This window comes from Paenibacillus sp. yr247, assembly GCF_900103825.1.
Taxonomy (GTDB): Bacteria; Bacillota; Bacilli; order Paenibacillales; family NBRC-103111; genus Paenibacillus_E.
On record NZ_FNIF01000002.1, the window covers coordinates 633,177 to 658,487 of the forward strand.

Genomic DNA, 25,311 nt, shown 5'->3' on the forward strand with positions numbered 1-25,311 from the left:
TGCTGAAAGCCTCAATCAGAGACTATCCTTTCTTCTCTTAGGCAAATCCACCCACATAATAACAGCATCCTCACGATTATCCGTGTAATAGCCTTTTCGCACACCAACTGAGCGGAAACCGACTTTTTCGTACAAATTTTGCGCAACATAGTTCGAGGCCCGCACTTCAAGCGTCATCCGAATTGCCCCTAGGAAAGCGGCCGTCTTAATCAACTCGCGAATTAGGCGCTCACCAAGTTTACGCCCTCTGTAAGTATCCCGAACAGCTATATTCGTAACATGCGCTTCCTCCATGATGAGCCACATGCCGCCATACCCGGCGACCTCGCCTTCGATATCCATAATCATATAATGAGCAAATTGGTTATTCGTCAATTCGTTTTCAAAAGCGCCTTTTGTCCATGGTGTCGTGAAGGCTTCTTGCTCGATTTCGCAAATAAAGGGGATATCTTCCATACGCATGGAACGGAATACCAACGCGTTTTCGGTTGTCTGCGGCTGATATTGTTCCATGATCAATTCTCCCCTTTCTTCGTCTTCACCCCGGCCAGTAAATTAGCTTCTGCTTCCGGGAGCCTAGTATAATTCGGAACAAACGTATGCACATCTGCCTTCTCGCCCTTTGCCAAACGTGGATAAGCGAGCCGACCGATATATTCTGCTTCGATGCCATAAGGAAGCTGTCGAACGATGCCCTGCCAATCCTGTGCAAATTGTTCAAGCTCTGCCGTGAAACCTTCGGTTTCACCCACAAATAGAATCTCTATTGGCGCTTGTTCTTGCTGGGCAGCCGCTGCTGCTAACGCTAGTAATTGCGCTGTCCAAGGTCCAATTACACGAATGCCATCAGGCAGTACTTCATGCCAATTCGTTGCAAGTTCTCCTGCAGCTGTCATCGGAGAAGTACCTTCGTAAGCGTACACAGCCGTAAAAGCCTGTTTGCGCCTTCCGTCCAAAAGCGGAACCACCCACGTAAGCCCGTTTCCGCTCTCATGCTGCTGCTCCTTCATAGCTCCACCAAGGGCCATAGCTTCTAAGCTGGACACACCAATGAGATCCAGGCCTAGCGACCAGGCAAATGTTTTGCCAACAGACACAGCAATTCGAACCCCTGTATAGGAACCGGGGCCTTGGCCCACAGCGACCGACTGGAGGTCCTTGGGTTTGAGATTTAAGTTAGCTAGCAAATCTTGAATATGGGGAAGCAGTCCTATCGAGTGATTCCGTTCTGCGTAGGAGCTGACCTCGCCAAGCATTTTCCCATTGTCTAGAATAGCAACTGTCATTGCAGATGATGAGGTATCGATGGCTAAGCATCGTCCTACATGTATGGTTCGTTCTGTCATTGTAAATCTCCGTTCTCTTTCATCTGTTCACACCAACTCTGATACGGTTCACCGTAAGGAGTCAGGTGAAATACTCTGGTTAGATCATCCTGATGGGTAATCGTTATCGCGAGCCGGTTCGGCGGCAGAAGATCTTCGATTAAGCTAGACCATTCGACCAGCGTAACGCCTTGCCCATAAAAATAATCATCAAGCCCCAACTCATCCGCCTCCTCTTGGGAAATGCGGTACATATCCATATGGTAGAAAGGAAGTGCAGCTCCCTCGTATTCTTTAATAATGGTAAACGTGGGGGAGTTGACGGTTTCGCTAATCCCCATCGCTCGGGCAAAGCCTTGCGAGAATCTTGTTTTCCCCGCACCCAGATCGCCATCTAGAGTAAGAACGGTGCCAGGCAGCAAATAGGCGGCCAATAATTTCCCTAGTCTATCGGTATCTTCCTCATGCTGGGAGTTGTACGTATATGTGGATTGAGCCAGTGATCTCATCCCTTTCTTCCGATTGCGCGTGCTGCTCTTATTATAGTCCTCGCTAGTAGGCCACAGCAACTCTGTAATCAAAATAAACGACTTCGCCGTCCCTGAGGGACAAGCGCGTTTATCAAGATTGATGCGGAGCAAGAGTATAAAACTTATACTCACTTAATCAATTAAAAAAAGCCCGCACCGATATGAATCGGAGCAGGCTCGCCGTTCTTCACATTCGTTAGTGGACCTCTTCTAACTCTTGAACTGTCACTAACCGAGAATCGGCCGGGTTTTCTTCGGCATGAACTTTGGCAACCGCTTTATTGGAATCGACACTGTCGATCCAGACGGGCAGACCGTTAAGTTCAACCTTAATCTTCTCATCTGCGGCTAAAATTTCTTGAGCGCGGTGAATGTTCATGGCTCATCCAGTACGGATTCCGGATGATCCATCGTATCCGTTGTCGAGGATTCGATCAATCCATTGTGCATGGTGACGTTACCGCCTCCCAAGCCCTCGTTAATCATGCGATCAATATCCATAAAATGATCATCTATCCCTTGATTATCTGTATCTTGGGATGCATTTGAATCTTGTGCCATCCGTGAATCCCTCCTTTAGCTTAGATTAGCTTCATGGTGATCAACTTTCGCATTTAACGTACCCACTCTAAAGGCAATCCATTCTCTTAAATCCTTACCGTATAAAGGAATTGAATCAAGAGAATACTAGTACAATCACGTTTATTGGGGAGGAATCACCGATGCATACGGTTTGGAAAGGCGCTATTAGTTTCGGACTCGTTCATGTGCCTGTGAAAATGTTTTCGGCTACGGAAGATAAGGATATCTCCATGCGTTACATACATAAAACTTGTATTACCCCGCTAGCTTATGTGCGCAAATGCCAGACTTGCGAAAAGGAAGTAGAGTGGGAGGAAATCACAAAAGGCTACGAATATGAGCCTGGACGATTCGTTATTTTTGAAAAGGAAGAATTGGAAAATATCTCAGGGGAAGCGAACAAAGAGATCAAGATTCTGGACTTCGTCAACTTGACAGATATTGATCCGGTTTATTTTCAAAAGACTTACTATCTCGGACCTGGAGATACAGGTGCCGGCGCCTATAATTTGCTGCTGGATTCCATGCGTCAAACCGGCAAAATCGGCATAGCCAAAGTCTCGATCCGTTCTAAAAGCTCGTTAGCAGCCATTCGCGTTATCGAAAACTGTCTCGCTATGGAAACTATTTTTTACCCCGATGAGATTCGTCCCATCTCTCAAGTACCTAACCTTCCGGAGAAAGTGACCGTGAACGAGCGCGAGATAGAGATGGCCAAGATGCTGATCAACCAGCTTTCAACTCCTTTTGAACCTGAAAAGTACAAAGATGAGTACCGCGGCCGCCTGTTGGAAGCCATCGAGCATAAAGTGGCTGGAGAAGAAATACAATCAGCGCCTGCACTCCAAAAAACGAGCGTTATCGATCTCATGGCCGCGCTGCAAGCTAGTCTTGACGCCACGAAACCGACAGATGGACCAGTAACTCTAGGGCAGGATGCCAGTGTAACCGAAGACAAGAAGCCGAAAGCGAAAACGAGAGCCAAAAAAGTAAAGGAACCGGTAACGTAAAATTGAATATGATGCAAATAAAGCGCTGATTCTTGATTTTCAAGGATTAGCGCTTTTGCTATTTTACTATAAATCTTGGTTATAGGCTTTCTAACCTTTTAATTGATGGGATGAACATTGACTCAGCGGCACATCAACGATCGCTTGAATACTTGGCTGTCTCATTGTCCCCCCAGCTGTCCATTCCAAAAATTGAACTTTTACAGCCATTTGGGGAATCACCCATACTACATCTTTACTTCTTTCAGGCGTGTTTATAAATAGTTTGGTATTTGTAATTAAAGACTCCAACCTTTGAGTGATTTCTCTCCAATCTTGGTTGGTTAATTTCCCAGTACCTGCATGACCGATATAAAAAAAATTATTTCTCTCATCTAGAAGTCCAAGCAACAAAGAGTTTACAATATTTCCTCTAAGCGTAAAACCTCCAACCGCCGCAAAAAGATCGTGATAAACTTTTCTCTTTTGCCACCGCCTATCTTTTCCGTTTATGAGGTAGGTGCTCATAAGGTTTTTATAAATAATACCTTCCATTTGGTATTGATCCATCAGTTTATATAAAGCTTCGGGATCAGCGAAGTTTTGCACAATTTGCACGTCATCCTGAGGAATTATTATACTTTCAAGAATTTTCTGCCTCTCATGAAGCATTTTATCTACGACCCATTCACCGTTGCAAAATAATATGTCAAAGATCATATAGGTTACCTTTGTTTGGTTCATACCTATCTCTATGGTCTTTTTACTGCGTAAACTATCACGTTTCATAACTTCATGGAAAGAAGGTGTTTTATCGTTAAAAGCAATGATTTCACCATCAAGGATAAAGGAAGATGCTTTGCAAAATCTATCATGAACATGAAACTCTGGATATTGCAGAGTTCGGTTATTTAGCTTTCTGTTCACTAAGTTAATTTGAGCACCGTCAAAATAACTTAATATTCTTACCCCATCCCATTTAATTTGTGCAATCCAATTCTCATCTTTTGGCAATTCCTCAGCAACCACAGGTTCAAACGGAATAATCGGCTTTAATATCATGGCACCCTCGATAGTATTTTTACAAATTATTATCCCCAGAAATTTCTTTCTTGAGACAATGTGAAAATTTACAAGACCTTAACTTTACGTATATAATTAAGTAATTATATGATTATCAAAAAGGAGGCTAATGATGGTTGAAATTGAAAATATGGTCGATACTTTAAAGTTAGTTGGTGATAAGTGCAGACTTTCAATCCTACTGCTGCTTCAAGAAAAAGACTTATGTGTTTGCGAAATTGTCGAGATTATGCAAACGAGCCAACCTAATATAAGCCAACATATGCGCAAATTAAAAGATGGCGGTCTCGTTAAAGAAACAAAAAAAGGTCAGTGGGTCTACTATTCCCTTGTTACCCAGGATAAGCCTTTCCTAACTGACTTATTTAAGCACCTCCCTTCCCAAAAAGATAAAGTACAGAAGCTAACTTGTGATGGTTCAAGCTGCTGTGATTAAGGAGATAATTGAATGTTAAAAAAGAAGTTGATTGCTGAGTTTATCGGTACATATTTTTTAGTTTTTGCAGGTCCAGGAGCGATGGTTATTGACGATATCACAAAGAGCATCACCCATGTTGGTGTTGCAATTACCTTTGGACTTGTCATTATGGCTCTGATTTATACATTTGGACATATTTCAGGCGCTCATTTTAATCCGGCTGTCACGATTGGCTTTTTGGTTAGAGGAGATATCTCCTTGCGAGACAGCATCTATTATATGGTCACACAATTTGCAGGGGCGCTTTTTGCGAGTTTGACTACGTTACTTCTTTTTGGCAATGTCGCCAATTTAGGGGCTACGCTTCCAAGCTCTTCGGAAGGACAATCCTTCACTTTGGAATTCATTTTAACTTTTGTTTTAATGATGGTTATTTTGGGATCTGCTGTACATGGTAAAGCGATTAAAGAACTTGCTGGTGTTGCTATTGGGGGTACAGTTGGTCTGATGGCGATGTTTGCAGGTCCGATTTGTGGGGCTTCCATGAACCCAGCTCGTTCCCTTGGGCCCGCTATCGTATCGGGTACAACACAACACTTATGGTTATACCTAGTTGCAACAGTTCTTGGAGCTGTCTCTGCTTCTCTAGTTTATAAAACAATACAAGATTAAGGAGATGTTCATAATGGACAAAAAATTAGTATATTTTCTTTGCACAGGTAATTCTTGCCGCAGCCAAATCGCAGATGGATTTTTAAAAGCACTAGGTAATGACAAATACGAAGTAATGAGTGCAGGATTAGAAGCACACGGTCTGAATCCACGTGCTGTTGCAACAATGAATGAAGCAGGAATAGATATTTCCAACCACACATCTAATGTCATTGATCCTGAGATTTTGAACCGCGCTGATTACGTAATTACGCTCTGTGGACACGCTGATGAGCATTGCCCCGTTATCTCCAACAAGAACGTTGTGAAGTGGCACTGGGGTTTCGAGGATCCTGCTAAGGCATCCGGTACTGAAGAAGAGATTACCGCGAAATTCCGTGAAGTTCGTGACTCCATCAAGGATCGTATTGAGCTATTTGTGAAAGAAGGAAAGTAACATAAGAAAAAGTAAGGAGATCAACATGCCAAAAAATTATCAAAGCTTGTACGAAGATAATATCTTCTTCGGAGGCGCTGCTGACGTTGAAGATATGATTAAGAACGAAGGCGTTGAAGTCGTGGTTGATTTACGAAGAGAATCTACAGAATGTGCTTACCCTAATGCAAATGTTGAATGGATTCAAGTTCCTCTTGGAGATCATGCCGAGGGACCACAGGACGTACTCTTTCAACAAGCCATTAATCATGTTGTAGAGGCTTACAGAAGCGGTAAAAAGGTTGGTTTCCATTGTGGTGGTGGCAGTGGCAGAACGGGCGCTGTTGCCGTTGGAACTTTGATTACACTAGGTACGAGTCAGACGATCGATGAAGCTGAAGCATTGGCAAAAAGCATTCGCCCCAAAGTAAATATTAAACCTCCACAACGTGAAGCTCTTGAAAAACTGTTTGAAAAATGAGCATGCCGTATTTTAAATGAAAAAAATGGATATAGTAAAAAAGTGAATTCAGAATGCATATCATTTTGGAGGTCCACCAAATGACTCTTGTAGGTCTGAAATAAAAGAAGTGCTAACTGCAGTCAGTTAGCACTTCTTTTATTTCATTACAACCGACTGAACCTGTGACAAATAAGTCTTCACAGCCTCCACAGCTTCTTCCTTATTTCGAGCTTTGATAACGACTCGGTCTTGTTCATATTGCTTCATTGCATACTCATAGCGCGGGTCATAATAATGCAGCAAGAGAAGCTTGACGGCATTCTCATAGTGCTGAGCATGAAGATTATTCTCAATCTCTTTGGCTATAGGTGTATGGATGCGGCTTTTAATATGCTTAAAAGCATGTAAAATGTCTGGCTGATTTTCAAAAGGTTTGTAATCCTCGATAATATGCTGAACGCGTTCTTCTATCGGCATTTCGATAAAAATCTGCGTTGCGGCTTCTTTTTTTTGAACCATAAATTCAGGAAGAACGACTTTACCTATCCGCTTGCTTTCTCCCTCTATTAAAACGTAAGGAGCAGATTCAAGCTTCAAGAGTTGTCCGACGAGTAAGGATTCAAACGTCTTTTGGTTATGAGATTTTAAACCTATCTCACCGAAAATGGAGCCCCTGTGACCCGCCAACCCTTCAAAATCCAACACGGGATAGCCCTCTTCCTGAAGGCGGCGCAAAATAGCCGTTTTCCCCGTTCCTGTATTTCCTTGAAGAACGTGCGCTGGAGGCTTAAAATCACCAAACTGTTCTAGTCTACTTACGACCCATTTCCGATAAGCACGAATCCCTCCAGACAAACGATAGACCCGAATCCCCATGAGTGATAAAACGGTTGCTGTGGTTTTACTGCGCATTCCTCCGCGCCAACAGAAAACGACCTTCGGTTCTTTGATTTGCTCGAATAACTTCACAAAGGCGGGGAGCTTCGCAGAAACGATCTCGAGTCCTCGGTCCTTAGCAGCTTGTACGCTCACTTGTTTATAGATTGTGCCTATTTCTGCACGCTCGGCATCCTGAAAGATGGGAATATTCAAGCTGCCGGGAAACGTTCCATCTGCAAATTCAGATTGAGAACGGACGTCGATCATAACAAGCTCTTTTTTATCTTTCAACGTTAGCAACTCTTCAATGGTGATGTCTTGAAACAATTGATTTTCGCTCCTTTAGAGTACGACAATGCGTCCCGGATGTTCGGAAGTAATTTCACCAATCAAGTTCGCTTCGACTCCGGCATCCTTCAGTTTGTGAAGCAATTCGTCCGCTTGCTCCCCGGCAACCGAGATAAGAAGACCGCCTGAGGTAACAGCGTCACACAAAATCCACTGGCTAATTTGATCCAAAGATTCAGCAAAAGTGATTGCTTCTTGCACATGAGCAAAGTTGTTTTTCGTACCCCCAGGAACGAATCCCTCTTCGGCAAGCTCTCGGACTCGCGGCAAAACAGGCACATCTTGCGCAGTTATACGTATTCCAACCCCGCTTCCTTTGGCCATCTCTAGCGAGTGGCCCATTAGACCGAAGCCCGTCACATCTGTGCACGCATGAATGTCATACGGTTCCATGGTTTCCGCAGCCGTTTTGTTTAAAGTTGCCATCACCTGTGTTACTCGTTGAATTTCTTCCTCATTCAGTCGATCCTTCTTAATCGAGGTTGTCAGTATACCTACACCAATCGGCTTCGTTAAGATCAACTTATCTCCGGGCTTAGCTCCTGCATTGGTGCGTATTTTCCCTGGGTGCACCAATCCTGTGACGGCGAGTCCAAACTTCGGCTCGTTATCATCAATGGAATGACCGCCGACAAGTGTAATGCCTGCCTCCATCATCTTATCCCCGGCGCCTCGTAAAATATCGGCAAGAACTTGCTTGGGAAGCGTTTTAATAGGAAAAGCGACAATATTTAATGCCGTTAATGGCTTTCCACCCATCGCATAAATGTCACTAATAGCATTCGCTGCGGCTACTTGCCCGAACGAATAAGGATCATCCACAATTGGTGTGAAGAAATCTACGGTTTGAACGAGCGCAAGCTCTTCACTTAGTTTATAAACACCTGCATCATCACTTGTATCTATACCAACGAGAAGATTTGGGTTAGGTACAGCAAGAGGCAGAGATTTTATCACTTGAGAAAGATCCCCCGGACCGATTTTACATCCGCATCCACCTTTTGTGGAGTAAGAGGTTAGTTTAATTTTATCCGTTGTTGACATCTGGCATCTATCCCTTCATTTGTCTTTATCTATCATGATAACCGATTTGGTTCAAAATAAAAACGAACATCTCTTTTCTATGAGCTGAATCATAGAAAAGAGATGTTCGTTTTTTGTCATCAACGTTTCGTATGCAGCCATTTCAAATTTGCTTCAATAGATTTACGTTGGCTCTCCAAGAATGGCGGGAGGGAAAGAGATTCACCCAACGTTTCAAGGGGTTCATCCGTAGCGAAGCCCGGACCATCAGTCGCTAATTCAAAGAGAATGCCGTTCGGCTCACGGAAGTACAAGGAACGGAAATAAAATCGTTCTACAAAACCGGAGTTAGGTAATCCTGCTTTATTAAGAATTTCAATCCAAGCCAGCAATTCTTCTTTATCTTCAATACGGAAAGCAACGTGGTGAACGCCACCGCCGCCTTGACGTGTAACCGATAGATCGCTTCTCGGCTCAACATGTACTTCCGCACCCGATCCCCCTGCTCCTACTTGCATCACAATGATAGCTTCTTGCCCTTCGACCAGCGCCGGAATACGTTCTTTCTCCGTGAAGCCTAGAAGACGAAGAGCTTCAATAGTCGATTCCGGCTTCCGTACGGTAAGCTTCACAGGGCCTAGTCCGGTGATACCATATGGGACTGGAACGGGGCTTTTATCCCAAGGAGTTCCACCTGTGACACCTGTATTATTCTGATCGGAAACGATCGCTAGCTGCTGACCTTCCGGATCCTCGAAGAAAATGACACCGCGCCCCGCAAATGCCTTAACAGGTGAGTGCTTGACGCCGTGTTCCTTGAAACGGTCTAACCAGTACTGAAGTGAGTCGTCATTAGCTACTCGAAGAGATGTACCTGAAATACTGCTTACCCCTGCTACATTGGGTCCAACTCCCGGAAAATCAAAGAAGGTAAGTTCTGTTCCCGGATTCCCCATTGCATCCCCATAAAACAAATGATAAGCACTTGTATCATCTTGATTGACTGTTTTCTTGACGAGCCGCATGCCAAGCACCTCGGTGTAGAAATGGAAATTCTCCGATGCATTTCCGGTCATGGCGGTTACATGATGAATGCCTTTTACGTTCAAATCTATCCATCCTTTCTAAATGTTTGGATCTTTGATAACACATAGAAAGTAGTTTAACCTTAACCTATTCGTTATATGAACTTCGTTGGATTATGGATTTACCAAAATTTACGAAGTACCAAGTATCTTCTTCCCGCGTGGCTGCAGACCATTGGGATCCGGTTCAAGCGTAACGCCAAAGGAGTCAATTTGGAAATCCTTCACCTTCACAGGAATACTGTATGTCAGCACGCCAGTGCCTTTCTCGTCTACGTGGAGCGTCCCGCAATTGTATCGCTTCCCGCTTCGATTGAACCAAACCTGATAGGCCCAATCGCCTTCTGTTTCCTTGAGACCTTGCAGATTAATAACCACGTTGTGGATGTCGCCATTTTGCAGCACCCAAGCTGTACCGGAGGCTGTTGGCATCGTACTTTCTACCGATTTCAATTGGAACGTATGCACGATTTCCGCAGGTTGTTGTAATCCGGGATTCGCTGACAGGGTCGTATTATTGGGTTGATTATTCCACCATATGCCTACGGCGAGGCCTAAGATAATGGCAGCAGCTCCGCCATACACCCATTTGAACGAACGCTTCTTTTTTTTCTTAATCGCCTTCAGTTGGGGCGGGATAATGGACTGCATAACCTGTTGTTTCAAATCCGAAGGTACTTCCACTTCTTCCATCTCGAAAGGAAGCGCCTGCCAGACCGCCTGCAATTCACTTAATTCTTCACGGCAGGTGACACAAGTTCGCAGATGCCGTTCGAAAGCAGCGCGATCCAACTCCGTACAATCGCCTGTCAAATAATTGACAAGATAACTGCAATCCACAGTCTCATGTTCTTTCATTACGTCATCCCTCCCTCAGTGATGTCAGATGCTTCCGAAGTATTTTCAAACATTGATGCAAACGGCTTTTAATCGTTCCAAGCGGTTCGTTCGTTTGGGACGCAATTTCGCTTAAGGAATAGCCCTGCCAGTACATCATATCGATCAATTGAATTTGGCTTTCAGTTAAATGTACGTATGCCTCATGAATTTGCTCTCCTATCCATTTACGTGACATAACAGATTCTGGATCAGGATCGTTGGAAATAAGCGCATGCTCCCACTCTCTAGGCTCTAACCGTATGACTTGGTCGAGTCTGCGCTTCTTGCGTAAATAATCAATTGTGATATTGCGGGTCACGGTAATAATCCAGTTTACGAATCCGCCTTTGCTTGCGTCATAGCCTTTCTCCGTAGTCCAAAGCCGTGTGAAAACAAGCTGGACAATTTCTCTGGCCGCTTGCTCTTCCTTCATGGATTTCAGCGCAAATGAATATACAAGCTTTGCATATCGATCGTAGAGCTCTTCCAAGGCCGGATGATGTTTCCCCAAGACCAGCTTCATAAGCTCCCCATCTGTTCGATTTCGCATATTTCGGCACACCTCGACTCGAAATAAAGTTTATTACTTCATTCTACCTTATCGCCAGCAAGAAGTCTTGGCAATAGATTTGTAGAAAAAGAACGCCCCAACACAACTGAAAGTACCAGCATGTTGGAGCGTGCAATAAACCTATAGAGCGAATAGCCAATTATCTCGCTGCGGTTTGAGCCGGATCAAGAACGAACCAGACTTTTCCTACATTTTGTCCCGTGGTGTCGCCGGGATTATGATCTTTAATCCAGTAGTAAAGCGGCCAGCCTTTATATGTGCTTTGCTTAGTGCCATCTTTGCGAATAAGGACATCGAAATCACTGGCAGTAAGGTCCGTCGAAACCGTAAGGTTCTCGTCGTAGAAGATCGGCCAGTTAACCAAACATTGGCCTACACAGGAGTTGGGGTCCGCTTTATCCTTTGTAAACAAGTACAAAGCCATGCCGTTCTGATCTACCAAATACGTGCCAAGAGCGTCGGATTTGCTTGTTTTTACGGAAGTATTCATGGCCTTGGTCCCACTGAATTTAGCAGGATCAACAACGTACCAGACATGGCCGACATCCTGACCTGTGGTATCGCCCATTTTCTTGTCGTCTACCCAATAATAAAGGGGAAAGCCTTTGTAGGTTGTTTGCATTTTGCCATCTGCACGAATAAGTGTGCCGAAATCCGATGAATTGACTCCTGTTGGAGGTGCAATATTCGATGCGTAGAATAATGGCCACTTCTCCAAACATTTGCCTGAGCAATTGCTGACGCCCTTCGTATCTTTATCATAATAATAGAGCGTCATGCCACTTGCATCTGTCAAATAATTACCAAGCTCGGCTTTGGTGCCTAACGCCACGCCGCCGTTTGAGGGTTTAATCACAAACCAGACCTTGCCTACGTTATCGCCTGTGGCATCCCCGGCTTTTTGATCCTTGTTGAAGTAATATAGAGGCCAGCCTTTATACGTCAGTTGTTCTTTGCCGTCAGCACGAACGAATACATTGAAATCCGCAGCGCTAAATTCCGCAGGAACCGTGAAATTATTGGCACTGAAGATCGGCCAGTTGACCAAACATTGACCCACACAAGAGTTAACGTCCGCGGCGTCCTTGGTAAAATAGTAAAGGGTCATACCTTTAGCATCAGTTAGATAACTGCCTAAAGCATCGCTTTGTTTCAAACTCAATGCTGAATTCCCGAGCACATCAAGCTTACTGGCACTGATTTTACCCTTATCTGTCAAATCAGCGGCTAGCGTTTTGGTAGTGCCTTTGGTTGTCACCTTCAGAGCTTCGATGGTTGCTGTTGCGATATTTAAGTTCTTGAATTGCTTTACGTTAGCAATCTTGGACAAGCCATTTTTCGCGGCAAACGTAAATACGCTATCGTACTCGAAGTCCGTACCTTGTATGTAACCCAGCGATTCTAACAGAACCTTATAGTACTGCTGTGCCGTAATTCCTGCCATTGGTTCAAATTTATCGTCACCGGTTCCCTGCCAGCCTAACCCAGGATGCGCTTTCAAATAACTAAGAATCGCTTGGTTTTCTTTGGAAACGCCGCTTACATCCTTAAAGTTAGTAGTCCCAGTGAAAGCTAGCGCTTCAGCTTCCAATCCTTTTAATCTTAGAGACATCACCGCAGCTTGCAGCCTGGTTGTTGGCTTATTCAAGTACTCAGCTGTCAGCCCACTGCCTTCCCCTTGCAGAATTCCAAGATCCCCCGCAATATCCGTTTCGGATTTAACCTTTAGAGGTTCAGCTGCAACCGCTGATAAAGCCGTCACTCCTGCCATAATGCCTAATAACACTAGGGAAGATACGATTACTTTCTTAAATTTAATCATGCTCGTTTACTCCTCCTTAAATTTTCTACTTAAGGTAACGATGCGGAGACACGGGCGGTTTGATTGTCGTGTAAATTAAATATCGGTCGACCGATACAGCCTCATTTCGCATTTGAATAATTTCAGAAGGTAATGCGAATAATTCCTTTATTATGAAAAGTTTTCCGTTGGGGCCTAAGATCATTTCACTTTAAGGGGATTGGAAAATGGAACTAAGACCGGAACCGATCAGTACCTCCGTTTCCCACAACCTAGAAAAACTACTTCAACGCTTTAGTCACAATGAGCATTTAGTTGTCAGAAACTTCACCAAAAAAGACGGTCAATCGTTAGCGTCTATTATTTACTTGAATATCCTTGTTGATGAAAACATCTTAAATCAACAAATCATCCGTAAAATGTCGGAAGATCTTCTTTACCCAAAGGGACAAGTTGATGAGGCAATTACAGGATCATTATACTCTCTAGGCGCAGTTAGACTTCTGCCTCATTTAGATGCTGTCGTAAACATGATTACGGATGCAGGTTTCGTTATTTTTGTTGAAGGCCGCTCCGAGTCATACGGAATGGTTTTACCCGGATATGAGACACGCTCGATAGAAGAACCAAAGCTCGAACCTAACGTTCGTGGACCGCGCGAGGGGTTCACCGAAGATTTGCAGATAAATTTGGGTATGGTTTATAGAAGACTGAAGACAGCGGATTTGAAATCGAAATCCTATCTAATCGGACGACGAAGTCAAACGAAAGTGACGATCCTGTATCTCGATAATCAGGTTGATCCTGCTGTTTTAGATAAACTGATGAGAAAACTCGATGCTATAGACCTGAATGTTCTGGGAGATAGTGCCCAAATAGAGGAATGGATTCAAGACAATACGTTTTCACCATTCCCTCAGATCTTAAATACGGAACGTCCCGATCGCGTCGTCACAGCCTTGAACAGAGGGAAAATTGCGATCATTACGGACGGGACCCCGATAGCCTTAATTGCCCCCAGTTCATTTTTTGAAATGATGCATCCCAGCGAAGATCTATACGAAAGGTTTTATTTTGCTAACTTTTTGCGCTTAATAAGGTTGATCACACTGTTCACTTCCTTGTTTGGACCTTCTTTATATATCGCCTTGACTACCTTCCATCTGGAAATGATCCCTACGCCGCTAATGATGGCCTTCGTTTCTGCAAAAGCGGGGATCCCATTCCCGAGTTTTGTTGAAGCTTTCATCATGGAGGTGGCTTTCGAAGTGCTGCGTGAAGCCAGCCTGCGGCTGCCTCGCACTCTCGGTCAATCAGTCAGTATCGTTGGTGCTCTCATCATCGGAGAAGCAGCGGTACAATCGGGAATAGTTTCCCGTCCGGTTGTGATCGTGGTTGCAATGACAGGAATTGCTTCCTTTACAATTCCTTCATTTAGTACCGCCATTGCTTTGCGGATGCTGCGGTTTCCTCTTATGCTGCTTGCAGCTTCGACAGGTGTCTTTGGGCTTTCTCTGGGACTGCTCGCTATCATTTTACATCTGTGTTCCTTACGATTCTGTGGAGTACCTTTCCTAGAACCTATAGACTCTGGAAACTGGAGAAGTTCATTGAAGAAATTTTTCCTCCTTCCGGTCCGATATAGAAGTGCCTCAACGTATGAGAAGAAGTTTGTAAGTACGCCACCGGTGAAGGGAAGTTTTCTTCTTGGAAATGAAGGGGAGGAGTATGAAGAACGTTAAATGGTTCCTGACTTTGTGTTCATTCCTGTCATTATTAGCAGGCTGTTCACCGGATATTAAGGAAATCAGCGATATTGCTTTAGTTATGGCAACGGGAATTGATTATGACAAGGAAAGCAATAAATATATATTTACTTCCTACTGTGTTTTGCCCGCAACCACAAGTACGGAGAAAACAGGTAAACTCTCGGAGTGGGTTGCTAGTGCACAGGGAGATTCGATTTTGGACGCCGCTAGAAATTTGCGTAACCGTGCAGGTAAATCCTTGATATGGCAGCATAATAAATTATTTATTGTGGGAGAAGCCGCAGCACGTTACTCCCTTTATAATGTGGTAGATTTCCTAACAAGGAATCGTCAAATCCGCATTACAAGTTACCTGCTTGTTAGCGATGAAAAAGCGGAAGATATACTGAATTTGAAATCCGATATTAGTGAACTGGCTTCGAATGTGTTGCTCGGGATCATCCGGAATGAAAAAGAGTGGGGCAAGAGCTACAGCCTGATGATACAGAAAGCTGCAGACCGCTACTCCAGTCCTTACAGAGGCTTTGTTTTAGGCAAATTAAGTACGTCTCCTAAGTCTGAAAATTCTCCCTCATCGCTTGTTTTAAAAGGCGGTGCTGTTATTAACAAGGGGAAATTCGTTGACTGGTTGAATGGAAATGATATACGGGTTGTCCATTGGTTGTCTGAGAAAAGCCAATGGAAAAACTATGAATTTACTGAAACCTTGGATTACAAATCCACGAAAGTGACATTTTTTTTTCGAGTCGCACAAAGTGAAATTCACAGTGATTACGTTAAGGGCAAGCCTAAATTGGATATCCAGTTGAATTTGAAAGCAACTTTGACTGAAATAAATCATCATCTTCCACTCTCCGATCCGGACACACTTAGTCAATTGGAACATGAGGTTTCCAAGCGCGTGGAGAAACAAATTCACGATAGCCTAAAACATTTTCAAAAAGATTTGAAAGTAGACCTTCTTGGGTTTTCTGATTATTTCATCCGTCATCATCCAAAGGGGTGGGAGGAGTTAAAAAATGAATGGGATGATGTTTATCCGACAATATCAATTCCTGTTCATGTTGATGTCAAGATTGAAAAACTGGGGATGACCCAAACCATAGGTGACCAATGAATGATTAATGCCGCGCTCTGTTTATTAGCCATTTGTTTGGGGCTCAAGGGATCAATTCGTATTTGGAAACAACATGCCAAAAAGGATGCCATTGTTCTCTTGTTGTTCTATATCATTTTTATAGTCTATTTATATCCTTTCATGGGTTCTTCGAGGCTTAGTGTGGAGTCCTTATGTAGGTTTATTTATAGTCCTATCTCAGATTACATGATGGACCTGCTAAAAATACGATTGGAGGAATTATGATGACCGATCAGGAACAAATCACTCATGGACAATTGGGATTTCTCTGTTTTAGTTTTTTGTCAGGATTCTCAACTTTGTTTCTAATCGAAGCGAAGCTGGTCAAGCAGGATGTATGGATATCAGATCTTTTTGCTATTGGAGTTTCTGTAGGGGTGTTATGGCTTCTGTGCTATGTTCAAGGGCAGCATCCTCAATTAAGCATGGCGGAAACTTGCGAAAAATTGTTGGGAAAATGGTTTGCCAAACTCGTACTTGTCATCTATCTTGTCTATTTTCTTGACCTTGGTGTGGCGGCTTATCGTGCCATATCTTGGTTCTATACGACGGCTATCCTTCCAAATACCCCCCCTAACGTGTTAATTTTACTCATTGTGTTGCTTAGTTCCTATGCTGTTTATCTAGGTTTGGGTACCTTAGTCCGCACCGTTCAACTGATCCTTCCATTTTTCATACTGACAATCAGCATAGTTAGTGTGTTTATTTTGCGCGAGGTGGAGATCAATCCTTTCCTTCCCATGTTTCAAAGTAAAATATCAGAAGTCGTATACGGAGGGATGGTCTCTTTCGGTTTTCCATTTGGCAAAGTCGTTGTTTTCGGTTTTCTTCTATCGCAAGTAAAAAACACAAAAAAAATATTTGTTAGTTCTGCGGCCGCAATTGCTTTATCAGGTGTTTATTTGTTAATGGCGAGTTATTTGACTTTCGGTTCACTAGGCATGAATTTGACTAAATTGTCTGCGTTTCCCTTTTTCAGTGCCATTCAATTAGTTAAATTTGGAGAATACATGGAAAGGCTAGAAATTCTAATCATCGCAATCTGGACCATTTTCACGTTATTCGAACTTATTGTGCTTCAATACGTGTTTATACTTGTGATTAAACAAGTTTTCAAGATCAAAGAGGCGAAACCATTTATTTTGCCCATTGGATTATTGTTCTATGCTTTGAGCCAGATTAGCCATACAACGATTATGGATTTGGCTGCGTACGACTTCAAAATTCTTCCATTCTCCACACTAATTCCTTCAGCAATCATACCTGTCCTTTTAGCCATTATAACTTTGGTAAAAAAGCGGCAGCGTTCCTTGCAAGATCTAGTCAGTTGAATATGGTGCTTTGAAAACAACAATCACTTTTAACTTAGCCTTAACAAGAAGCGACCCCATCGTCTAATGACGAATAGGGTCGCTTTTGTTTAAGGTTATTATTTATTGGAAGAATCTCACACGGCCTTCAAGCGGTTGGAACTCTTTGTCGCCCGGAGTAAAGGTTGGCTTGCCGAACGGCATTTGTGCCAGCAGCTTCCACTCACCTGGAATGTTCCATGTTTGTGCAACTTCCTCGTTAATCAACGGATTGTAGTGCTGTAAGGATACGCCAAGACCCTCTTGTCCCAGCGCTGTCCAGATGACGAATTGCAGCATGCCCGAGGATTGGTTGGACCAAATCGGGAAGTTATCAGCGTAAGCGGCGAATTGGGACTGCAGATGCTCAATAACGCTTTGGTCTTCGAAGAATAGTACAGTACCATAGCCGCTGCTGAAGCTATTGATTCTTTCTTCTGTTGGCGCAAAGTTATCTGCGGGTACGATCTTTCTCAGTGTTTCCTTCGTAATGTTCCATAATTTATCGGATTGCTCACCGAATAATACAACAACTCTTGAGCTTTGTGAATTGAAGGCTGACGGTGTATGCTTCACAGCCTCGTTCACAATTTCTTGAATGCGTTCATTCGAAACGACCGCGTCTTTGCTCAGTCCATAATACGTACGTCTTTCTTTTACTGCAGCTAAAAATGAGTTACTCATATCTCTTCTCCTCCACTTTCTATCGATTAGTATAGAATTTCTATTAGTTACTAAAAAGTATTACCTTGTGCATATATTGTAACTTACTAAAAGTCATTAACTTTTATTATTGTAATTTGAAATTAGCTTTTTGTCAATCACTTTGCCCCACATTTCACAGCAAAGTTTGAGAATCGTCTCTAGAGGGAATAATCGGAAATAAACCGAGATCAGGAGGATGATTCCCATGGCGGTCACGACTAAAGGAACGCTGCTTGTGGAAGGACACGAGCTTACCATCACTAATCCCAACAAGCCTTTATGGCCCGAAATGGGCATAACCAAAGCGGACTATCTCGCTAAATTAACCGAGCTGTCTCCTTTCCTCCTGCGCTATTGCCGCAACCGGCACTTAACTACCATTCGCTTCCCTAACGGATACAATCATAAGTCCTTTTATCAAAAAAATGCCCCCGATCCGGTACCTAGCTTCGTGAAGCTGGCGCCGCTGGATGGCATTAATTACGTCAATATGGACTCCTTGTCCACACTAATTTGGCTGGGAAATCTGGCTTGTTTGGAGTTCCATCCTTCCTTTCACCTCATTGGCGAGACGCTTCCAGCGGAATGGGTGATCGATATCGACCCTACGCTAGAGGAAGAACCGCGTATTATGGAGGCTGCGCACATCATTGGAGAAGTGCTGGATTCTTTGCAAATTCGATCGATTGCCAAAACTTCAGGAGCCACAGGTGTACAAATCTATATCCCGATTCAGCATGGCTATACGTTCGAGCAGCTGCGAAAGATTGGCTATTTTATCGCTTCCTATGTGGTCAAGATATATCCTAATTTGTTTACCATTGAACGGTTCAAGAAGAACCGTGGAGATAAAATTTACATCGACTACCTACAGCACTGGTACGGAAAAACACTTTCCGCTCCCTATACACCTCGCGCCAAAAAAGACGCCTCCGTCTCCACTCCCCTGTTGTGGAATGAAGTTGAGCTGCGCCCAAGTCCTCGTGAATTCAATTTACATACAGTCCTGGACCGATTGAAAACGTATGGCGACCTCATTGAGAGAGTGCCTCTACAAAATCTAGACGCCGTCTTAGCGCGCCTTACACAGTAGCCCCCTATAGAGCTACTTTTTTAGAACAAGGGAGATAGTAATCGCGCAATGACTTCCTTGCCCTTTTCCATGCGTGACCTTTGCTCAAATTCGGCCAATTTCAACTCGTCACATTCCTTCAAATCCATTAAGTAATCGACCTCTAAACGCTTAATAACGTCCTTATTAAACATGACAGCATTCAATTCAAAGTTGCTGAAAAAGCTGCGCATATCTACATTCGCTGTACCTACCGTAGCCATCAAGTGGTCGATGATCATAACCTTGGCATGCATGAACCCCTTGCGATACAAATAGAACTGAACACCTGCCTGCATAAGCTCCAGTAAATAGGATCGTGATGCGTACTGAACAATGCGGGAGTCTGCTTTGTAAGGAAGAATAATGCGTACATCAACACCGCTAATTACCGCCGTTTTGAGTGCCATTGTGATGCTTGGATCCGGAATAAAGTAGGGTGTGGTCATGTAAATTCGCTTCTTGGCCGCAACAATACCTGCAAAGAACATCTCCTGGATGGCATCCCAGTGGGCATCTGGACCACTTGAAATGACCTGAACCAGCGAAGCTTTCGGTTCATTATGCTCAGGAAACAACGAGTCATCGCCCAATCGCTCCCCGCTAACGAACAACCAGTCTGTCATAAACGTCTGCTGCAAGTAGTATACAGAATCCCCATACAGCTTAAGATGAGTATCACGCCAGAAGCCTAGCTTAGGATCCCTTCCCAGATATTCATCTCCGATATTGATACCGCCAACAAAGCCTACCAATCCGTCAATGACAATTATTTTACGATGATTGCGATAGTTCATTCGTTTATCGAAGAAAGCGATGAACGGCTGCAGAAAGGGATACACTTGAACACCAGCCTGCCTTAACTTGTTTATGTACGCTGAAGAAAGCGTATAACTGCCTATCCCGTCATAAATAACTCTGACCTTGACACCCTCCTTGGCCTTCCGGATCAACGTTTCTTGAAATTTCACACCGATTTCATCATGTCTTATCGTATAAAACTCAAAATGAATATGGATTTTCGCCGTTTCGATCGCATTCAGCATCGCTTCATAGGTTACACCCCCATTTGTTAGCACCTCAACCCGATTGTTCGACGTGATCGGTGAACCCGGAATGTTATGCAGCAGTCCACAAAGCCGCGGCTCCGCATAAAGCTGATAAATCTCCTCTTTCATCGCAAGATTAGAAACTTCGCTATCCATCCATTGATGTTTGATCTCTGCCATTTTACGGCGTCCTTTGCGGCGTACCATTTTGCGTTGTGAATATTCCTTTGCTAAGAAATAGTACATGATAAATCCGATAATTGGAAAAATAAACAAAACGAGCAGCCAGGCTACCGTTTTAGCTGGTCGTTTGTATTCACCGACTAGAATGGTGGCGGTCTGAAAGATGAACAAAAGCAGTACAATCACAACCCACAGCATTAGCTTCATCTCCTCTGCCCAATGCACAAAAAATCCTCCAGTCTCCTTGTCACGATAGCTTTTGCCAACGCCTTCTCGTCTATACCCTTCATCTTATCTGGACCCGTCTCAATAAAATTTTCCAACTTTCGTAATAAAATCCTTCTTTTAGAGAAAAATAACAAACGCATTCCTATGTTCTTCATCCCGAAGCCAGACAGGAGGTGCCATTCGCATGGTCAAGACATCCAAACAATTGATGAAAAGTATCCTGCGCAAGCGCACATCAGACAAGCACGATGAGACCGATGAACTATCTGAGCTTAGTGATTCGCTAGACTATCACTTCATCGAAGAGCTGAAGATGACCAAAATATCACTCCTTCTGGATGAAAATCATGATTTCATTAAAGAAATATTCCAAGACTGCTCCGATGTTGTCGTTCGCGAATTCGAGATCGAGCCGAACATTCCGGCACTGCTTCTCTTCGTCGACGGACTCACCAACACCCAGCTGCTTAACGATACAATGAAATCGTTAATGCTCCTGGGTGGCGGCGAAACAGCGATTGACCGCATCGTAGGTACGATACTGCCGGTGTCCCAGACACAGATCTCCACTAATTATGGAGACCTGCTCGTTTCAGTTCTGGGCGGAGATACCGCCCTGCTCGTAGAAGGCAACGCGAAAGCCATCCTGCTCGGCATCCGCGGAACAGAAAAGCGCTCCGTCGGTGAGCCGGAGACGGAAACTGTCGTACGCGGACCGAAAGAGGGGTTCGTTGAGAGCATCCGCACGAACACCTCGATGATCCGCCGCAAACTAAAGACGCCTAGGCTGAAGATGAAATCCATGAGCGTCGGCAAAGAGAGCAACACCAGTCTCGTCCTTTGTTATCTCGACGACCTGGCAATGCCATCCCTTGTCGAAGAAGTGGTCAAGCGGCTGGAACAAATCAAGATTGATGGCATTTTCGAATCAGGCATGATTGAAGAACTCATCCAAGATGATGCGTATTCGCCCTTTCCACAGATCCAATACACGGAACGTCCAGACGTTGTAGCCAGTGCTCTTCTGCAAGGACGCGTGGCCATCCTTGTTGATGGCACACCCTTTGCACTAATCGTCCCGTTCGTGTTCATACAGGTTATGCAAGCGAGTGAGGATTATTATGAACGATTCCAAATCGGCTCACTGTTACGCTTGCTCCGTTACATCTTCTTGTTTCTTTCGCTCACTGCGCCAGCTTTGTATGTCGCAATAACGACGTATCACCAAGAACTACTACCAACAACACTGATGTTAAGCATTGCCGCCGCCCGCGAAGCGATTCCGTTTCCTGCCGTTGTTGAGGCGTTCATCATGGAAATTACATTCGAGGCCTTACGCGAAGCCGGCATTCGATTGCCCAAAGCGGTCGGCTCCGCTGTCTCCATCTTGGGTGCGCTTGTAGTTGGACAAGCCGCTGTTCAAGCCGGCATCGTATCCGCACCGATTGTCATCGTCGTATCCGTTACCGGGATTGCTTCGTTCACCATCCCCCGCTATAACGGCGCTATCGCCATTCGGATGCTGCGTTTTCCCATTCTTATCGTTGCTTCTGTATTCGGCTTCTACGGAATCATCTTCTGCATGCTGATTTTGTTCGGACATATGGCGAATTTACGTTCTTTCGGAGTTCCCTATTTGTCCCCATTAGGACCGTTATCTGCTGGAGACTTACAGGATGCGCTGATTCGCTCTCCTTTGTGGAAGATGGAGAAACGTCCTGCATTTATGGCGATTCAAGACACACAGCACATGGATGACAAGCTGCCTCAGCAAATCATGGAGGACGGAGGCGTAGACGGAAGCAGAATTCAGCATAAGCATAAAGCGAGTGAGGAGGGCAAGTCAGATGGCACATCGTAGGCGTCTTTTCGTGCTTGGGATAACGATCACCCTCGCGCTGACAATGCTGACAGGCTGTTGGGATCGTACCGAAACCAACGATATCGCCTTTGTGCTCACCTCCTCCGTGGATCTGGAGGACGACGGCAAGTATCGCCTCACCTATATGTTACCTCTTCCCGGTAACATGGGGGGCGCCAGCGGGGGGGGCGGCGGTACGGGCGGAAACAAAAGTTACTATATTGACTCGGAGGTCGGAACAACGTTACGCGAAGCGGCGAGCAAGCTGCAGATGCGAATGTCACGCAGACTTTTTCTGTCCCATCGGCGTACGATCGTCATTGGCGAAAAGTTTGCCAAGTCAGGCATGGGCATCATATTTGACGTTACGCCGCGCTCACCAGAGAATCGACTGACCTGCTTTCTCGTCGTGACGAAGGGCAAAGGCTACGATCTGCTCAACGCGGAGCCCAAGTTTGAACGTTTTCCCTCCGAAGTCATTCGGGAAATAACCAAATCGCACCGCGCGATGGCGACATCCACGAAGGAAATAGGCCTTGCGCTTAGCTTTAACAGTGATCCTATTTTGAGTTACCTCGAAGCCAAGGAAACCCAAGGTAGTAAGCAGCCCTCTCAAGAAATTCAGTTAGTCGGCTATGGTCAGTTCAAAGGAGACCGAATGGTTGGCATTTACAAGAACCAGGAGGCGAATGGGCTCATGTGGCTGAGAAACAATGTTAGAGAGCATCTTCTCACCTTTCCATTGGAATCAGGCAAAGATATCTCCATTCTCGTTAAGGAAGGACATACCGCTATCAAACCTGATCTGCAAGGAGACAAGGTCATCTTTCAAGTTACGCTAGAGGCTAAAGGGGTAATTGGTGAAGATTTATCCGAACAAGATCTCAACAAGTCGGAGTCCATACACAAGGTAGAGCGTAAATTCGCAGAACAAGTGAAGAAATGCGTCCAAGCCGCCATCAAGCAAATGCAAAAGGAAGGGACCGATTCAGCGCAACTGGGCTTACTCGTTTGGCGTAGTCATCCGAATGTGTGGAACAACAGTTTAAAAACGCAGTGGCGAGACGTGTTTAAAGAAGCTGAATTCCGCATCAAGGTTGAAGCCTCCATCACCGAAACCGGTCTTATCAATCAGAATGTGATCAAGGATGGGAGCTCGCGATGAACAGCATATTTATACTGAGTTTTCTATTCATTATGATTGCCAGTCTTTTGATTGACCGCAAGGCGCTTAAGCATCAGAAAGGCAGCGTAAAGGCAACTTATGGGCTAATTACCTTTGTCACACTTGTTCTATTCATTACCAAATATTTCAACGTACACATTCCCATGCCTTCGCGCTTCTTTATCCATACGGTTTCTCCTTGGTTTAGTCGTTTAATGGGCATTTGATCGCAAATTAGCAAATTAACCAATCAATCATTCAGTGATCAGCCATTGAAGCAATCGGAAAAGGCGGTGTCTTTCTTGGATAGAAAACAAGTGATCAACCAAAGACAGCTGGCGTGGCTGGCCTCTTCCGTCATTACTAGCGGAGGCATCCTTACGTTGCAAAATGTACTGATTCGAGTAAGTGAGATGGATGCGTGGTTTAGCTACATACTATCCATCTTCTATATATTTGTGATTGCAGCCTTTTTCGGATATTTAGTGAAAATGTTTCCCCAGCGGAATATTTTCGAAATATCCATGCTGTTGCTGGGGCGCTGGGGCGGTACTGTCGTCAATCTGTTGATTTTGTTCCACTTCTGGCAAATTCTCGTGCAGGATATGTCTTCCGCGTCGAAATACAATTCCACTTTGTTGCTGCACAACACACCCTTGGAAATCTTAGTTCTGGTGCCCTGTTTGTATCTGATTTATTTTGGGAGAAGCAGCGTGGAAATCGTCGCCCGCGTCAACGATATGTTCTATCCTCTCTTCGTCATCGCAACTTTGTTGATGCCGCTCTTGCTTTCGAACGAATTCAATCTTCAGCTCTCTATGCCCGTTCTCACAATGCCCTTCCAACAATTGGCCTTCAGCAACCTACTTACCATCGGAAGTGCGGGTGATATTTTCATTCTCGGGGCTTTTCTACACATGCTGTTCAACGCCAATCATATCCGTTCCGCGATCCGATACGGATCACTTCTCGGTATTTTCCTGTTCACGCTTATCATTTTTTTGATACTTACCGTTTTGGGACCGAAAATGCCAGCTAATTTCATATATCCTTTTTACAATTTGGTGCAAATGATACATGTGACGGATTTCCTCGATCGGCTTGATATCGTTCTCCTGACCATCTGGTTACCGGTCCTTGCTTGCAAAATGATCGCGATTTATCTGGCGATTCTCTTAGGTATTAGCTCGATCATCAAGGAGCGCAATTATCCCATCATTAACAAGCAGGTCGCCCTCTTGGTGGGGTTTACGACTATTCTATCGTTCAAGAGTATCACGGAGCTGCTCGCCTTCGCGAATTTCAGCATGCCGATCATCGTACTTGCCTATCAACCTTTAGTCATCGGCATCCTATTCGCTGCCTCGAAGATCAAGCAGCGGAAGCAAGCTCATCAAGTAGTGGCAACCGGCGGCAGTGCGAATTCCACTGTAACTCCCACCCAGCAGACGACCAAGATCACTGTGCGATTCTCCTACAAACAGTGGGTATGGCTGGGCAATATCCTGATGGTCTTCTCCACATTCTGCATTGCCATCGGACTTGCCTTCGGCAAATATTATCCCATCATAGGCACGGCCTGCGCTTTGTGCTTTGGCAGTTGTTTATTCCTTACGCTCCTGACAACTTATATGGAGGTGAACGTTTCGAAGCAATCAGAAGCCGGAAAATGACTTAGCGGCAAAAACAC

At 44.5% G+C, this 25,311-nt stretch carries 27 protein-coding genes; 13 read left to right on the forward strand and 14 right to left on the reverse strand.

The genetic code is table 11. The features are described from left to right. Positions 1-15: 15 nt before the first annotated feature. The 5 genes from rimI to BLT91_RS07695 all read right to left on the reverse strand — a co-directional run bounded on the left by rimI (position 16) and on the right by BLT91_RS07695 (position 2,416). Positions 16-513: a ribosomal protein S18-alanine N-acetyltransferase gene (gene rimI / locus BLT91_RS07675; RefSeq protein ID WP_090818963.1), complete on the reverse strand. Its 498-nt coding sequence runs from the start codon at positions 511-513 to the stop codon at positions 16-18. A gap of 2 nt (positions 514-515) precedes the next feature. Beyond that, positions 516-1,346: a tRNA (adenosine(37)-N6)-threonylcarbamoyltransferase complex dimerization subunit type 1 TsaB gene (tsaB, locus tag BLT91_RS07680; RefSeq protein WP_090818966.1), complete on the reverse strand. Its 831-nt coding sequence runs from the start codon at positions 1,344-1,346 to the stop codon at positions 516-518. Beyond that, positions 1,343-1,834, reverse strand: coding sequence for a tRNA (adenosine(37)-N6)-threonylcarbamoyltransferase complex ATPase subunit type 1 TsaE (tsaE, locus tag BLT91_RS07685; RefSeq protein ID WP_090818969.1), 492 nt, complete (start codon positions 1,832-1,834; stop codon positions 1,343-1,345). Before tsaE ends, tsaB begins: the two co-directional genes overlap by 4 nt. Before the next feature lie 217 nt (positions 1,835-2,051). Then, positions 2,052-2,234: an H-type small acid-soluble spore protein gene (locus tag BLT91_RS07690; RefSeq protein ID WP_090818972.1), complete on the reverse strand. Its 183-nt coding sequence runs from the start codon at positions 2,232-2,234 to the stop codon at positions 2,052-2,054. Continuing rightward, entirely contained in the window at positions 2,231-2,416 is a 186-nt protein-coding gene (locus BLT91_RS07695; protein ID WP_090818977.1) for a hypothetical protein, read from the reverse strand. The genes BLT91_RS07690 and BLT91_RS07695 overlap by 4 nt, the downstream gene beginning before the upstream one ends. 161 nt (positions 2,417-2,577) lie before the next feature. Here BLT91_RS07695 and BLT91_RS07700 point away from each other — a divergent pair, with 161 nt between their 5' ends. Next, positions 2,578-3,447, forward strand: a complete 870-nt coding sequence (locus tag BLT91_RS07700) for a non-homologous end joining protein Ku (RefSeq protein ID WP_090818979.1) — start codon at positions 2,578-2,580, stop codon at positions 3,445-3,447. Positions 3,448-3,537: 90 nt separating this feature from the next. On the opposite strand, the gene BLT91_RS07705 is transcribed toward BLT91_RS07700, so the two are convergent. Further along, positions 3,538-4,488: an ATP-dependent DNA ligase gene (locus BLT91_RS07705; protein ID WP_090818982.1), complete on the reverse strand. Its 951-nt coding sequence runs from the start codon at positions 4,486-4,488 to the stop codon at positions 3,538-3,540. Between the two features lie 133 nt (positions 4,489-4,621). Here BLT91_RS07705 and BLT91_RS07710 point away from each other — a divergent pair, with 133 nt between their 5' ends. The 4 genes from BLT91_RS07710 to BLT91_RS07725 are packed head-to-tail and all read left to right on the forward strand — an operon-like array spanning position 4,622 to position 6,495. After that, the gene (locus tag BLT91_RS07710) at positions 4,622-4,945 is read left to right on the forward strand and encodes an ArsR/SmtB family transcription factor (RefSeq protein WP_090818985.1); all 324 of its coding nucleotides are present in this window, start codon (positions 4,622-4,624) and stop codon (positions 4,943-4,945) included. A 12-nt stretch (positions 4,946-4,957) separates the two neighbouring features. After that, complete coding sequence (locus tag BLT91_RS07715; RefSeq protein WP_090818988.1) at positions 4,958-5,599, forward strand: aquaporin; 642 nt, start codon at positions 4,958-4,960, stop codon at positions 5,597-5,599. A 13-nt stretch (positions 5,600-5,612) separates the two neighbouring features. Continuing rightward, on the forward strand, positions 5,613-6,035 hold the full coding sequence (gene arsC, locus BLT91_RS07720) for an arsenate reductase (thioredoxin) (RefSeq protein ID WP_090818991.1): 423 nt from the start codon (positions 5,613-5,615) through the stop codon (positions 6,033-6,035). Positions 6,036-6,060: 25 nt separating this feature from the next. Beyond that, positions 6,061-6,495 carry a protein-tyrosine phosphatase family protein gene (locus BLT91_RS07725; protein ID WP_090818994.1) on the forward strand — a complete coding sequence of 145 codons (435 nt, stop codon included), beginning with the start codon at positions 6,061-6,063 and terminating at the stop codon, positions 6,493-6,495. A 138-nt stretch (positions 6,496-6,633) separates the two neighbouring features. On the opposite strand, the gene mnmH is transcribed toward BLT91_RS07725, so the two are convergent. The 6 genes from mnmH to BLT91_RS07755 form a co-directional block, all read right to left on the reverse strand. Next, the gene (mnmH, locus tag BLT91_RS07730) at positions 6,634-7,683 is read right to left on the reverse strand and encodes a tRNA 2-selenouridine(34) synthase MnmH (RefSeq protein WP_090818997.1); all 1,050 of its coding nucleotides are present in this window, start codon (positions 7,681-7,683) and stop codon (positions 6,634-6,636) included. A 15-nt stretch (positions 7,684-7,698) separates the two neighbouring features. Beyond that, positions 7,699-8,748 (reverse strand): selenide, water dikinase SelD, encoded by a 1,050-nt coding sequence (gene selD / locus BLT91_RS07735; protein ID WP_090818999.1) that lies wholly within the window; start codon positions 8,746-8,748, stop codon positions 7,699-7,701. A 119-nt stretch (positions 8,749-8,867) separates the two neighbouring features. Then, positions 8,868-9,836, reverse strand: coding sequence for a ring-cleaving dioxygenase (locus tag BLT91_RS07740; protein WP_090819003.1), 969 nt, complete (start codon positions 9,834-9,836; stop codon positions 8,868-8,870). A gap of 108 nt (positions 9,837-9,944) precedes the next feature. Then, the gene (locus tag BLT91_RS07745) at positions 9,945-10,670 is read right to left on the reverse strand and encodes an anti-sigma factor (RefSeq protein ID WP_090819006.1); all 726 of its coding nucleotides are present in this window, start codon (positions 10,668-10,670) and stop codon (positions 9,945-9,947) included. 4 nt (positions 10,671-10,674) lie between these two features. Next, a complete protein-coding gene (locus tag BLT91_RS07750; protein WP_090819009.1) occupies positions 10,675-11,241 on the reverse strand; it encodes a sigma-70 family RNA polymerase sigma factor in 567 nt (188 codons plus the stop codon). 160 nt (positions 11,242-11,401) lie between these two features. Next, the gene (locus BLT91_RS07755; protein ID WP_090819011.1) at positions 11,402-13,084 is read right to left on the reverse strand and encodes a hypothetical protein; all 1,683 of its coding nucleotides are present in this window, start codon (positions 13,082-13,084) and stop codon (positions 11,402-11,404) included. Positions 13,085-13,290: 206 nt separating this feature from the next. Between BLT91_RS07755 and BLT91_RS07760 the strand changes: the two genes are divergently transcribed. The 3 genes from BLT91_RS07760 to BLT91_RS07775 all read left to right on the forward strand — a co-directional run bounded on the left by BLT91_RS07760 (position 13,291) and on the right by BLT91_RS07775 (position 17,301). Continuing rightward, complete coding sequence (locus tag BLT91_RS07760; RefSeq protein ID WP_090819014.1) at positions 13,291-14,805, forward strand: spore germination protein; 1,515 nt, start codon at positions 13,291-13,293, stop codon at positions 14,803-14,805. Next, positions 14,792-15,949: a Ger(x)C family spore germination protein gene (locus tag BLT91_RS07765; protein ID WP_175532148.1), complete on the forward strand. Its 1,158-nt coding sequence runs from the start codon at positions 14,792-14,794 to the stop codon at positions 15,947-15,949. The genes BLT91_RS07760 and BLT91_RS07765 overlap by 14 nt, the downstream gene beginning before the upstream one ends. Positions 15,950-16,191: 242 nt before the next feature. Further along, a complete protein-coding gene (locus tag BLT91_RS07775) occupies positions 16,192-17,301 on the forward strand; it encodes a GerAB/ArcD/ProY family transporter (RefSeq protein WP_090819025.1) in 1,110 nt (369 codons plus the stop codon). 102 nt (positions 17,302-17,403) lie between these two features. Here the strand turns inward: BLT91_RS07775 and BLT91_RS07780 are convergent, their stop codons facing one another. After that, positions 17,404-18,003, reverse strand: a complete 600-nt coding sequence (locus BLT91_RS07780; protein WP_090819028.1) for a nitroreductase family protein — start codon at positions 18,001-18,003, stop codon at positions 17,404-17,406. A gap of 226 nt (positions 18,004-18,229) precedes the next feature. Between BLT91_RS07780 and ligD the strand changes: the two genes are divergently transcribed. Beyond that, positions 18,230-19,117, forward strand: a complete 888-nt coding sequence (ligD, locus tag BLT91_RS07785) for a non-homologous end-joining DNA ligase (RefSeq protein WP_090819031.1) — start codon at positions 18,230-18,232, stop codon at positions 19,115-19,117. A 20-nt stretch (positions 19,118-19,137) separates the two neighbouring features. On the opposite strand, the gene cls is transcribed toward ligD, so the two are convergent. Next, entirely contained in the window at positions 19,138-20,565 is a 1,428-nt protein-coding gene (gene cls / locus BLT91_RS07790; protein ID WP_090819034.1) for a cardiolipin synthase, read from the reverse strand. Between the two features lie 343 nt (positions 20,566-20,908). Between cls and BLT91_RS07795 the strand changes: the two genes are divergently transcribed. The 4 genes from BLT91_RS07795 (at position 20,909) to BLT91_RS07810 (ending at position 25,294) form a co-directional block, all read left to right on the forward strand. Beyond that, a complete protein-coding gene (locus BLT91_RS07795; RefSeq protein WP_254776851.1) occupies positions 20,909-22,456 on the forward strand; it encodes a spore germination protein in 1,548 nt (515 codons plus the stop codon). Beyond that, positions 22,443-23,621, forward strand: a complete 1,179-nt coding sequence (locus BLT91_RS07800) for a Ger(x)C family spore germination protein (protein ID WP_090819037.1) — start codon at positions 22,443-22,445, stop codon at positions 23,619-23,621. Before BLT91_RS07795 ends, BLT91_RS07800 begins: the two co-directional genes overlap by 14 nt. Beyond that, positions 23,618-23,848, forward strand: a complete 231-nt coding sequence (locus BLT91_RS07805; protein WP_090819040.1) for a hypothetical protein — start codon at positions 23,618-23,620, stop codon at positions 23,846-23,848. Before BLT91_RS07800 ends, BLT91_RS07805 begins: the two co-directional genes overlap by 4 nt. Positions 23,849-23,923: 75 nt before the next feature. After that, positions 23,924-25,294: a GerAB/ArcD/ProY family transporter gene (locus BLT91_RS07810; RefSeq protein ID WP_175532149.1), complete on the forward strand. Its 1,371-nt coding sequence runs from the start codon at positions 23,924-23,926 to the stop codon at positions 25,292-25,294. Positions 25,295-25,311: the final 17 nt, after the last annotated feature.